The organism is Catellatospora chokoriensis (assembly GCF_011297315.1).
Taxonomy (GTDB): Bacteria; Actinomycetota; Actinomycetes; order Mycobacteriales; family Micromonosporaceae; genus Catellatospora; species Catellatospora citrea.
Map to the genome: position 1 here is coordinate 37,498 of NZ_JAAOTI010000027.1, position 11,752 is coordinate 49,249.

Annotated in this window: 12 protein-coding genes; 7 read left to right on the forward strand and 5 right to left on the reverse strand. The window is 70.8% G+C overall.

The features are described 5' to 3' along the window. The first annotated feature begins 104 nt into the window (after positions 1-104). The 3 genes from HAV39_RS32110 (at position 105) to HAV39_RS32120 (ending at position 3,315) form a co-directional block, all read left to right on the forward strand. Complete coding sequence (locus HAV39_RS32110; RefSeq protein WP_120315624.1) at positions 105-1,004, forward strand: carbohydrate ABC transporter permease; 900 nt, start codon at positions 105-107, stop codon at positions 1,002-1,004. A 95-nt stretch (positions 1,005-1,099) separates the two neighbouring features. Beyond that, positions 1,100-1,921 (forward strand): carbohydrate ABC transporter permease, encoded by an 822-nt coding sequence (locus tag HAV39_RS32115; protein ID WP_191843001.1) that lies wholly within the window; start codon positions 1,100-1,102, stop codon positions 1,919-1,921. Continuing rightward, positions 1,918-3,315 (forward strand): GH1 family beta-glucosidase, encoded by a 1,398-nt coding sequence (locus HAV39_RS32120; RefSeq protein WP_191842934.1) that lies wholly within the window; start codon positions 1,918-1,920, stop codon positions 3,313-3,315. Before HAV39_RS32115 ends, HAV39_RS32120 begins: the two co-directional genes overlap by 4 nt. A gap of 64 nt (positions 3,316-3,379) precedes the next feature. On the opposite strand, the gene HAV39_RS32125 is transcribed toward HAV39_RS32120, so the two are convergent. Continuing rightward, a complete protein-coding gene (locus tag HAV39_RS32125; protein ID WP_191842935.1) occupies positions 3,380-3,775 on the reverse strand; it encodes a hypothetical protein in 396 nt (131 codons plus the stop codon). Beyond that, on the reverse strand, positions 3,762-3,956 hold the full coding sequence (locus tag HAV39_RS32130) for a helix-turn-helix transcriptional regulator (protein WP_191842936.1): 195 nt from the start codon (positions 3,954-3,956) through the stop codon (positions 3,762-3,764). The genes HAV39_RS32125 and HAV39_RS32130 overlap by 14 nt, the downstream gene beginning before the upstream one ends. Positions 3,957-4,145: 189 nt before the next feature. Here HAV39_RS32130 and HAV39_RS32135 point away from each other — a divergent pair, with 189 nt between their 5' ends. Beyond that, positions 4,146-4,949: a hypothetical protein gene (locus HAV39_RS32135; RefSeq protein ID WP_191842937.1), complete on the forward strand. Its 804-nt coding sequence runs from the start codon at positions 4,146-4,148 to the stop codon at positions 4,947-4,949. Positions 4,950-5,066: 117 nt separating this feature from the next. Here the strand turns inward: HAV39_RS32135 and HAV39_RS32140 are convergent, their stop codons facing one another. The 3 genes from HAV39_RS32140 to HAV39_RS32150 form a co-directional block, all read right to left on the reverse strand. Further along, on the reverse strand, positions 5,067-5,792 hold the full coding sequence (locus HAV39_RS32140) for a PIG-L deacetylase family protein (RefSeq protein ID WP_191842938.1): 726 nt from the start codon (positions 5,790-5,792) through the stop codon (positions 5,067-5,069). A 10-nt stretch (positions 5,793-5,802) separates the two neighbouring features. Beyond that, the gene (locus HAV39_RS32145; RefSeq protein WP_191842939.1) at positions 5,803-7,182 is read right to left on the reverse strand and encodes a serine hydrolase domain-containing protein; all 1,380 of its coding nucleotides are present in this window, start codon (positions 7,180-7,182) and stop codon (positions 5,803-5,805) included. Positions 7,183-7,264: 82 nt separating this feature from the next. Further along, positions 7,265-7,612 (reverse strand): hypothetical protein, encoded by a 348-nt coding sequence (locus tag HAV39_RS32150; RefSeq protein WP_191842940.1) that lies wholly within the window; start codon positions 7,610-7,612, stop codon positions 7,265-7,267. 421 nt (positions 7,613-8,033) lie between these two features. Here HAV39_RS32150 and HAV39_RS32155 point away from each other — a divergent pair, with 421 nt between their 5' ends. From HAV39_RS32155 to HAV39_RS32165, 3 genes are read left to right on the forward strand one after another with little or no spacing between them, the layout of a single operon-like run. Then, the gene (locus HAV39_RS32155; RefSeq protein WP_191842941.1) at positions 8,034-9,599 is read left to right on the forward strand and encodes a Na+/H+ antiporter; all 1,566 of its coding nucleotides are present in this window, start codon (positions 8,034-8,036) and stop codon (positions 9,597-9,599) included. Positions 9,600-9,651: 52 nt separating this feature from the next. After that, positions 9,652-9,903 carry a UBP-type zinc finger domain-containing protein gene (locus HAV39_RS32160; RefSeq protein WP_191842942.1) on the forward strand — a complete coding sequence of 84 codons (252 nt, stop codon included), beginning with the start codon at positions 9,652-9,654 and terminating at the stop codon, positions 9,901-9,903. A 43-nt stretch (positions 9,904-9,946) separates the two neighbouring features. Next, entirely contained in the window at positions 9,947-11,584 is a 1,638-nt protein-coding gene (locus HAV39_RS32165) for an ABC-F family ATP-binding cassette domain-containing protein (RefSeq protein WP_191842943.1), read from the forward strand. Positions 11,585-11,752 lie beyond the last annotated feature (168 nt).

The following is an 11,752-nucleotide window of genomic DNA, read 5'->3' on the forward strand; positions in this document are numbered from 1 at the left end:
TCCCCGCCGTCAACAGCCGCTTCAGGGCGCGGTTGGCGGGGAACCGGCCCCTTTCACCGCATTCGCACGCATCCGCGTTAGCCGACTCGAACAGTGATGTGCCGATGATGAAGAACCTCCTCTATCGCTTGGACGTCAAGGGCTCGCCCTACCTGTACATCGTGCCCTTCTTTCTCCTTTTCGCCGCGTTCGGGATCTTCCCGCTGGCGTACACCGCGTGGGTGTCGCTGCACGAGTGGAGCCTGCTGTCGGAGACGCACACGTTCCTCGGTCTGCAGAACTACCGGGATCTGTTCGCCGACGAGTACTTCTGGAACGCGTTGCGTAACACCGCCCAGATCTGGGTGCTGTCGACCGTTCCCCAGTTGCTGATGGCCCTGGTGTTGGCGCATGTGCTGAACCAGCGGTTGCGGGCGCCGACGTTCTGGCGGATGACGGCGGTGCTGCCCAACATCACGTCGGTGGCCGCGGTGGCGATCATCTTCGGGCAGATCTTCGGCAAGGACTACGGCCTGGTCAACTGGCTCCTCGAAACGCTGGGCCTGGGTCGCATCGACTGGCAGGCCGGCACCGCCAGCTCTCAGATCGCGATCTCCGTGATGATCATCTGGCGGTGGACGGGTTACAACGCGCTGATCTACCTGGCCGCGATGCAGGCCGTGAACAAGGACCTCTACGACGCCGCGTCCCTCGACGGAGCCAGCAGCTTCCAGCAGCTGACCCGGATCACGGTCCCGGCGATCCGCCCGACGATCATCTTCACGGTCATCGTGTCCACGATCGGCGGCATGCAGGTCCTGGCCGAGCCGCTGCTGTTCGGCGGCGCGTCCGTCACGGGCGGTTCGGACCGGCAGTTCCAGACGCTCTCCCTCTACCTCTATGAGGTGGCGTTCAGCAGGTTCGACTTCGGTTACGCCTCGACCGCGGCGTGGGCGATGTTCGGCATCATCGTGATCGTCGCGGCGATCAACTACTTCCTGACCAGCCGCCTGCGGAGGTCCTGATGGCCACGACGTCCCCCCTGACCACCACGTCCGCCCGTGCGGCCGCCACCGCCGCGGCCGAGCCGCAGGTGAACCGGCGTCGCCGCAGGTCGTTCATGGCCGACCGGCGTCCCGGCAAGCTCGCCTATCTGGCGCTGGCCGGACTGGCCCTGTTCTCCGGCTTCCCGCTGTACTGGTCGCTGGTCGTGGCCTCGCACGACAACGGCATCCTGGGCCAGGTCCCGCCACCGTTCGGCCTCGGCCCGAACCTGTTCGCCAACCTGGAACGGGCATTCGGGACGGTCGACTTCGCCAAGGCGCTGACCAACTCGTTCCTCGTCTCGATCTCGATCACCATCAGCGTGGTGCTGTTCTCGACGCTGGCCGGGTTCTCCTTCGCGAAACTGACCTTCCGGGGCCGCAACGCCATGCTGGTCATGCTCATCGCGACGATGATGGTCCCGACGCAGCTCGGCATCATCCCGCTGTACCTGCTCATGGCCAAGATCGAGTGGACCGGCACCATGTACGCCGTCGTCGCGCCCGGCCTGGTCACCGCGTTCGGCGTGTTCTTCATGACCCAGTTCCTGCGCGAGGCGGTGCCCAGCGAACTGATCGAGGCCGCGCGCGTCGACGGCTGCCATACGCTGCGGATCTTCTGGCATGTGGTCCTGCCGGCCTCCAAGCCGGCCGCGGCGGTGCTGGGCATGCTGACGTTCATGACGGCGTGGAACGACTTCTTCTGGCCGCTGGTGGTCCTCACTCCGGAGGACCCGACGGTGCAGACCGCGCTGTCGACGCTGGCCAGCGGCTACATCCAGGACTACTCGCTGTCGCTGACCGGCACCGCGATCGCGACCGTGCCGCTGCTGGTCGTGTTCGCCCTGCTCGGCAAGTACATCATCGGCGGCATCATGCAGGGAGCGGTGAAGTCATGACGCTGACCACCACGCAGGCGCAGCTGACCGGAGCCGCGCCCGTGCGCTTCCCGGCCGGGTTCCGCTGGGGCGCGGCCACCGCGTCCTACCAGATCGAGGGCGCGGCGACCGAGGACGGGCGGACCCCGTCGATCTGGGACACCTTCGCGCGTACACCGGGCAAGGTGTTCGAGGGCCACTCCGGGGACGTGGCCTGCGAGCACTACCACCGCTACCGCGACGACGTCGCGCTGATGAAGCAGCTCGGCCTGGGCACCTACCGGTTCTCCGTGGCCTGGCCGCGCATCAAGCCCGACGGCTCCGGCCCGGCGAACACCCGCGGCCTGGACTTCTACGACCGGCTCGTCGACGAGCTGCTCGGCCACGGCATCGACCCGATGGTGACCCTCTACCACTGGGACCTGCCGCAGGTCCTGGAGGACCGGGGCGGCTGGACCAACCGCGACACCGCCTACTACCTCGCCGACCTGGCCGCCGCGACCATCGGGCGGCTCGGCGACCGGGTGCGCACCTGGACCACGCTCAACGAGCCGTGGTGCTCGTCCTTCCTGGGCTACGGCAGCGGCGTGCACGCGCCGGGCCGCCAGGACCCCCGGGCGGCGTTCGAGGCGGTGCACCACCTGATGCTCGGGCACGGCCTGGCGGCGCGGGCGCTGCGGGCGGCCGGGGCGCAGGAGGTGTCGCTGACGCTCAACCTGACCGACGTACGGCCCGGCAACCCCGCCGACCCGCACGACCAGGCGGCGGCGCGGCTCATCGACGGGTTGCAGAACCGGCTGTTCCTGGACCCGGCGCTGCGCGGCGGCTACCCGCAGGACATGCTGGCGCTGTTCGAGCGGTTCGGCGCGGCAGAGGTGATCCACTCCGGCGACGAGGCGCTCATCGCCGCCCCGCTCGACCTGCTGGGCGTGAACTACTACCAGCCGGCGCTGGTGCGGGCCCAGGTCGGCGCGCACAGCGGGCCGGCGCACCCCGGCAGCGAGGGCATCGAGTTCCTGGCCCAGAACATGCCGGTCACGGCGATGGACTGGCCGGTGGACCCGACCGGCCTGTCCGCGCTGCTGCTGCGCCTGGCCGCGGACTATCCGGGCGTGCCGCTGATGGTCACCGAGAACGGTGCGGCCTACACCGACGTGGTGGAGGGCGACCGGGTGGCCGACGGCGAGCGCATCGCGTACCTCGACGGGCACCTGCGGGCCGCGCATGCGGCCATCGAGGGCGGGGCCGACCTGCGCGGATACCTCGCCTGGTCGCTGCTGGACAACTACGAGTGGGGGTATGGCTACGGCCAGCGCTTCGGCCTGGTGCACGTCGACTACGACACCCAGCGCCGCCTGCCCAAGGACAGCGCCCACTGGTATGCCGAGGTCATCGGCCGCAACGGCCTGACCTGACGGCGTCCGTCTCCGCCCCTGCCGCGATCCGCCACCAGGTCCGCGGCAGGGGCGGTGCTGTTTCTCAGGACCGCGCCCGCAGCCACAGCACGCTTCCGGTCTGGACCACTCCGAAGCCCACCAACGGCCACAGCGTCCAGGCCATTCCCGTGCGCAGCACCGCGAGCAGGGCCAGCACGGACGCACCGCCGAGCGCGACCTGGCCGACGTTGGCCCAGGCCCGCAGCTGTATGTAGGCATCGCGTTCGTCGGCGGCCCCGCCGCTGAGCATCGACGCCTCGGCTCCGCTGCTCCACCTGCGCCACAGGCGTCGCGCCATGAAACCGAGCATCGCGGTCCATACCGCGACCCCCAGCCAGTCCTGATGCGAGGCGGCGGAGGCGCCCATGGCGAGGGGGAACAGCACACTGAGGGCGTCCATCGCGTGTGCGGTGCGGTTGGCCTGTCTAGTCGTCCACATGAAAGATCTCCTCAACCGGTCGGGCGAAGAATCTGGCGATGGAGATGGCGAGCGGGAGGGTCGGGTTGTAGCGGCCCGTCTCGATGGCGTTGACCGTCTGCCGCGACACGCCCAGCGCCTCGCCGAGCTCGCCCTGCGAGAGCCCGCACGCGGTACGAAGCGCGCGCATGTCGTTGCGCACGGCTGTAAAGTACGCTTTACAGGTCGGGTTGTAAAGAGCCCCTGACACTTTGATCTCTCGACGCGGTGCGTGAGTTCCAGGGCAGGAATTCTGCGAAGTCAAGAGTCGTTTGGGTGATTTGGACCGTTATATTCGGCAACCATGCCTCCCGGCTCGCGCCGGGCGGCCCACCGTCGAATAGGGCCCGTGATGAGAATCAACCTGCCGACTCCTCGCACGCTCGTGCGCTTCCTGCTGTGCTTCGTTGCCGGACTGCACGTGCTGAGCCTCGGCGGCAACTACCTCTATCACGGGCTCGGTTACCACAACGTGATCCCCGCGTTCGCCTGGTGGACCACGTTCTTCAACGTGGACAAGGAGAAGAACCTCCCCACCTGGTTCTCCGGCGCCCTGCTCCTGCTCACCGCGTACGTGCTGTGGGAGATCGCGAACAGCGTCCGCGGGCGCGGGGAGAAGTACGCCAAGCACTGGCGGATCCTGTCGGTCGTCTTCGCGTTCCTGTCCATGGACGAGATCACGCAGATGCACGAGATGAGCCGCAAGATGGGCCTGGTGCAGCTGGGCAAGGCCTCCTACCTGTCCTGGATCGTGGTCGCCGCGCCGTTCGTGCTGGTCTTCTGCGTCTCCTACCTGAAGTTCCTCTTCCACCTGCCGGTGCGCACGCGACTGCTGGTGGCCGGCGGCGGGGTGCTGTTCGTGCTCGGTGCGGTCGGCATGGAGGTCGTCGGGGCGTTCGTCGGCCGGGACGTCAGCGGCAACGTCGCGCCGGGTGCCGGGTACATGGAGTATCTGCTCGCGGCGTCCGTCGAGGAGTTGTGCGAGATGCTCGGCGTGATCACGTTCTGCTACGCGATGTCGGTCTACCTGTACGACCGTCAGCAGCAGGACCTGGCGGCCGCACCCGGCGCGCCGGTGCAGCTGGCCGCGGCGCGGGCCCGCCGCCAACCGGTCCCCACGAGCGCCGGCCGGCACAGCGACACCGCAGCCCGCTGACCCGCCCCCCTTGCATGAACGTCGGCCTGTCTGGACGAGTTCGATCGCCGAATTGTCGTTCAGACAGGCCGACGTCTATTGCGGGCGGTATCCCTGACCGGGGTCCGGGGCGGGTGGTCACATGCGATAGAGCTCGAACGCCGCGGCGCGGCGGCCGCCGAAGCGGGGCGCGTTCAGGTCGGCCATCCACTCCAGGAAGGCGCGCGTGTCGGCCATCGGGTTGTCGCCGAGCCCGGCCAGGTAGGCGTGGTGCGCGTCGAGGGAGGCGACCGCCCGGTCCAGCGTGCCGGTGATGTCGACGGCGTGGGTGGCCTGCGGCGAGCCGCCGACGGCGACGTAGCGCACGCCGCCCCACGGGGCCAGCCCCTGCGCCACCAGCTCCGGGAAGATCCACCGGTTGCCCGCGTCGCCGATCGCGTCCAGCACGGCCCTGCCCACGTTGCGGTGGTCGGGGGAGTTCCAGCCGCCGCCGGGCCAGGTGTCCTGGAAGTTCGCCGTGATCACCAGGTCGGGCGTGTGGCGGCGGATGGCCGCGGCCAGGTCCCGGCGCAGGCCCAGGCCGTACTCGACGACGCCGTCAGCATGGCCGAGGAACTCCAGCTCGGACACGCCGACCTCGGCGCACGCCGCGCGCTGCTCGGCCTCGCGCAGCGGCCCGCACTCGGCCGGCGGGATGGTGTCGATGCCGGCCTCGCCGCGGGTGACCAGGGTGTAGCGCACGTCCTTGCCTGCCGCGGTCCACCCGGCCACCGCCCCGGACACCCCGTATTCGAGATCGTCCGGGTGTGCGGCGATGGCGAGCGCACGGGTCCAGTCCTGCGGCATCGGCTCCAGCTGATCCATGTCCCCGACCCTACGCGGGCCCGCCGCGCCAGCCCAGTGGATCGACGCCGCCCGGGACCGTGTCCGAACCGTACGGCTGCCGGGTGAGCACGAAGCTGCCCAGGTCCAGATGGGTCACCGCGCCGGCGGTGTCGCGCACGATGCGCAGCGTCTCGCCCGCGTAGTAGCCCTCCAGCCCGAGCCAGGTGCCGTCGGCCTGCGCCTTCATCCGGGAGCTGCGTCCGGCGCCGGTCAGCGGCCCGAACTCCAGGTCGCCGTCGGCGCGCAGCCGGATCAGGGCCGGGGTCGGTCCCACGTACCAGGGGCCGGTCAGCTCCAGCAGCGCCGGGTCGTAGGACTCCAGCGGGGTCCACGTGTCCGGGATGTGCGGCTCGTGCTCGGCGGTGATGCGCACCAGATCGGCGCCCAGCGCCCCGATGGAGATCCCCGACGTGGCGTTGACCAGCACGACACCGCCCAGGCCGTCGGCGGGGGAGACCCACAGCGTGCACAGGAACCCGGGCAGAGAGCCGGTGTGCCCCGCCAGCAGCCGGCCGCCGTCGTTCTTGAGCTGCATGCCCAGCCCGTACGTCAGGTCCCAGACGGGGCCCTCGAGCGGGGACGCCGGGGTGCGCATCTGGGCCAGGCTCGCCTCGGCCAGCACGGCCGGGTCGCCCTTGGCCAGGAACGCGGCAAAGCGGCACAGGTCCGCGGCGGTGGACCAGAGCTGGCCGGCCGGGGCCATCCGGCCGGTGTCGGTGGCGGGCTCGGGCAGCAGCACGTCGGCCCACGGGTGCACGGCCCAGCCGTCGGCGTGCGGGGCCCGCGGCAGCAGCGAGGTGCGGGTCATGCCCAACGGCCCGAGGATCTCCTCGGCGAGCACCTGCTCCAGCGGCTTGCCGCGCAGCTGCTCGACGAGCGCGCCGAGCAGCGCGAAGCCCGGGTTCGAGTAGTGGAAGACCCGCCCGGCCGGGTGCTTGATCCCGTCGGCGTCGAGGATGTCGGCCAGCTCGGGGCGCACGCTGCCGTCGGTGCGCTCCCACCACGGCGCGGGGGTCTCCGAGGCCAGCCCCGCGGTGTGCGCGAGCAGCTGGGCGACGGTCAGCCCGGCGGTGTCCGCGGGGGCCGTCGGCAGGTGCGCGCCGAGCGCGTCGGCCAGGTCGAGCCGGCCCTCGTCGCGCAGGCGCAGCACCAGTACGGCGACGAAGGTCTTGGTCAGCGAGCCGATGCGGTACTGCGTGTCGGCGGTCGGGGGTCGCCCGCCGACCAGGCCCAGGCCGTGCGTCCACACCGGTGCGCCGTCGCGGACGACGGCGCCGACCAGGGACGGCGCGCGGCCGTCGGTCTGGGCGGTGGCGATGCGGTGCAGCAGGGCGCGGCGGGTGGCCGGCAGCAGGTCGATCTCAGGCATCAGGCCATCGTGCCATCGTGACCGGGTTCGCGGGGCACGGGTGGGCCGGCGGTCGGGGCCGCCGGCCCGGGACGGGCGCACCTCAGCGGTGGTTGTTGTACCCGTGGTGGTTGTTGCCGTGGTGGTTGTTCCAGTTGTTGTGGTGGTTGTTCTTGTGGTGGTAGCGGTGGTGGTTGTCGTGTCGGCACTTCCACGTGACGTAACGGTGGTGGTTGCGGTGGTGGGTCTGCTTCCAGCAGCGCTTACCACCGTCCAGTGCGGACGCGGCCGGTTCCTGCGTGGACACCGAAACCGGTTCGGTGAGCGGCGCGGCCGACGCCCGCTGCGGTTGCGCCATGACGGTGAGCCCGGCGATCAGGAACAGCATCAGGCTGAACATCGTGGTGGTGATCCGCAGCCGGTGGCCGATGGCACGAGCGGTCTCCTGCATCGAACACCCTCCTCCCAAAAGATGGCTGATCAAGCGGAACCTGCCGATCAAACCTCCGCACCGGTGACATGGTCAACGCCGTGAACTGGGCAAACGCCTTGCCGGGCGGCAGGTCAGGGGTGCTTTCACCGGGAGTTCATTTAGCCCGCCTACCGACCGGCAGGTAGAACGCCCATCGGGGGCGGTAACCGGGCGGTGCGCGGGGGCGCCTGACCGGTCGGCAAGCAAAGATGAACATCGAGTGAACCCATGCCCGATCGCGCATGTTTCCCATCTGGCGGGAGGGAAATCTTACCTACCGGCCGGTCAGTGCGCGGTACATGGCCGCCAGCAGCGGAGATTCGTGCCCGGCCGCGCCCGATGGGCGCGGTGACCGTACACATGTGCGTCGACGGGCGTGCCACGCCATAGGCTCTGACACGTGAATGCCCTCGTGGTGGCGGTCGTGCTGACCGTGGTCGTCGTCGCGGTGTCCGCGCTGTCGCGCCGGTACAACCTGCTCAATCCGATCGTGCTGGTGGTGGTCGGGCTCTGCCTGGCGCTGGTGCCCGGGTTCCCGATCGTCGTGCTCGATCCCGAGGTCGTGCTCATCGGCGTCCTGCCGCCGCTGCTGTACGTCGCCGCGCTGGAGACCTCCGTGCCGGCGTTCCGGCACAACATCCGCTCGATCCTGCTGCTCGCCATCGGCCTCGTCCTGTTCACCGCTGTCGCGGTCGGCCTGCTCGTGCACGCGCTGCTGCCGCAGGTGCCGCTGGCCGCCTGCCTCGCGCTCGGCGCGGTGGTGGCCCCGCCCGACGCCGTCGCGGCCACCGCCATCGCCAAACGCATCGGACTGCCCCGCCGGCTGGTGACCATCCTCGAGGGCGAGAGCCTGCTCAACGACGCCACCGCGCTGGTGATCTTCCGGGTCGCGGTGGTGGTCGCCGTCGGCACGGCGGTCGGCCCGATGGCCGTGGCCGAGCAGGTCATGCTGGCGGCCGGCGGCGGCATCCTGGTCGGCGCGCTGGGCGCGTTGACCGCCGCGTTCCTGCACCGGCGCACCCGCGATCCCCTGATCGACAACTCGATCTCGCTGCTGACCCCCTTCACGGTGACCGTGGCGGCGGAGCTCATCCATGCCTCGGCCGTGGTCGCGGTCGTGGTGGCCGGTCTGTACCTGGGCCACCGGATGCCCACGCTGATGTCGGCCGCGTCGCGCCTGCAGATGGGCGCGTTCTGGCGCATGATCACCTTCATGCTGGAAGGCCTGGTGTTCCTGCTCGTCGGGCTGCAGCTGCGGGAGGTGCTGACCGGCCTGAACACTCCTGTCGCCCAGGTGGTCGGGTTGACCCTGGCGGTGCTCGCGACCGTGATCGTCACCCGGTTCGCCTGGATGTATCCGGTCGCGTACCTGGTCCGGCTGCTGCCCATCGTGCGCCGCCACGGCACCGGCCTGGACTTCACCGGAGCGACCGTCATCTCCTGGGCGGGCATGCGCGGCGTGGTCACCCTGGCCACCGCGCTGGCGCTGCCGACCATGCTCGCCGGCGGCATGCCCTACCCGCGGGCGCTGTTCGTATGGCTGGCGTTCGCCGTCATCGTCGGCACCCTGGTCCTGCAGGGCATGACCCTGCCGATGGTGGCCCGGATGCTGAAGGTGCAGGCCGACGACCGGACCGGCGACATCCTCGCCGAGGCGCAGGCGCAGCAGCAGGCCAGCAAGGCCGCCCGCGAGCGGCTGGAGAGCCTCGCCCACACCGCCTCGCCGGACGTCGTGGACAAGCTGCGTGCCCTCACCGAGCGCCGCTCCAACGCGGTGTGGGAGCGGCTGGGCGCCGACCGGGAAACGCCAACCGCTGTCTACGTGCGGCTGCGCCGGGAGATGCTGGAGGCCGAGCGGGCCGTGTTCCGCTCGGCCCGGGATGCGGGCCGGATCCCGGAGGACGTGCTCGTGCGGGCGCAACGCGACATGGACCTGGAAGAGTCGATGCTGGAACGGATGGACTGACGCGTGGGCCGAAGCGGGCGCACGTGTTCGACGAGTGACATGAGGAGCAGGTATGAGTTGTGAGGACCTGAAGAACGCCGACGACCCGGCGGCCCGCGCCGACGGATGCGAGGAGTGCCTGCGCGACGGCACCACCTGGGTGCACCTGCGCCGCTGCCTGACCTGCGGGCACATCGGCTGCTGCGACTCCTCGCCGCACAAGCACGCCACCGCCCACTTCCACGAGGTCGGGCACCCGGTCATCCAGTCGTTCGAACCGGGCGAGGGCTGGCGCTGGTGCTACCTGCACGAGGTCGTGGGCTGAGGTCCGCGAGGCGGTGAGCGGGGCGGCGGATACGCTCGGCGGCATGAGCGCGACGATGGTGGCCCGGGGTCTTTCCGCCGGGCACGGCGAGCGGACCCTGTTCAGCGACCTCGACCTGGTCGTCGCGCCCGGTGAGGTCGTCGGCCTGGTCGGCGTGAACGGGGCCGGCAAGTCCACCCTGCTGCGCCTGCTCGCCGGCCTGGCCGCCCCGGAACAGGGCGCCGTCACCCTCAACCCGCCGACGGCCAACGTCGGCCTGCTGCCGCAGGAGCCCGAGCGGCGGCCCGCCGAGAACGTGCGCGACTTCCTCGCCCGCCGCACCGGCGTGGCACGGGCCCAGCAGGAGATGGACGACGCGGCGATGGCCCTGGCCGAAGGCGCGGACGGGGCTGACGACCGCTACGGCGAAGCCCTGGAGCGCTGGCTCGAACTCGGCGGGGCCGACCTGCCCGAGCGGGCCGCCGCCGTCGCCGCCGAGCTGGGCCTCGACGTCGACCTGGACCACCCGATGACCGCGCTGTCCGGCGGGCAGGCGGCCCGCGCGGGCATGGCGTCACTGCTGCTCAGCCGGTATGACATCTTCCTGCTGGACGAGCCGACCAACGACCTCGACCTGGCCGGGCTGGACCGGCTGGAACGCTTCCTCGGCGAGCTGCGCGCGGGCACCGTGCTGGTCAGCCACGACCGCGAGTTCCTGACCCGCACCGTCACCCGCGTCGTCGAGCTGGACCTGATCCAGCAGCAGGTGCGCCAGTACGGCGGCGGCTACCGGGCCTACCTCGCCGAGCGCGAGGTCGCCCGCCAGCACGCCCGCGAGGCCTACGACGAGTTCGCCGACAAGAAGGACGACCTGCTCGCCCGCGCCCGCATGCAGCGCGCCTGGATGGAGAAGGGCGTCAAGAACGCGCGCCGCAAGTCGCCCGACAACGACAAGATGGGCCGGGCGTTCCGCACCGAGTCCACCGAGAAGCAGGCCGCCAAGGCCCGCCAGACCGAGCGCCTGATCGAGCGGCTGGACGAGGTGGAGGAGCCGCGCAAGGAGTGGGAGCTGCGCATGCAGATCGCCGCCGCGCCGCGCGCCGGCGCCGTGGTGGCCACCCTCAACAGCGCCGTCGTACGCCAGGGCGACTTCACGCTCGGGCCGGTCGACCTGCGCATCGACTGGGCCGACCGAGTGGCCGTGACCGGCCCCAACGGCTCCGGCAAGTCCACCCTGCTGCGCGCCATGCTCGGCCGGGCCGCGCTCGCCGCGGGCACCGCCTCGCTCGGGCCGGGCGTCGTCGTCGGTGAGATCGACCAGGCCCGCGGGCGTTTCCTGGGTCATCAGCCGCTGGTCGACGCGTTCCAGTCGGCGGTGCCCGCGCTGGCTCCCGGCGACGTGCGCACCCTGCTGGCCAAGTTCGGGCTGCGCGCGGCGCACGTGCTGCGCCCGGCCGCGACCCTGTCGCCGGGCGAGCGCACCCGCGCCGCGCTGGCGCTGCTGCAGGCGTCGGGGGTCAACCTGCTGGTGCTCGACGAGCCCACCAACCACCTCGACCTGGCCGCGATCGAGCAGCTGGAGCAGGCCCTGGAGTCGTACACGGGCACGCTGCTGCTGGTCACCCACGACCGGCAGATGCTGCAGGCCGTGCAGACCAACCGGATGCTCACCGTCGAGGCCGGCCGCGTCACCACGAGCTGACGAACCTGGCAGCTGGGTCACGGTGCCCTGCGACCTGACCTGACCCAAGGACTGTCCGGATAGGTCCGGCATCAGTTGCCGAAAACCTTTTCGGGCTGCATCGTGGTGTCCGGGAGCCGGAGCGGACCTCGTCCGCGTCCATACGTGCCGCCGACGGGCATCCGCGGC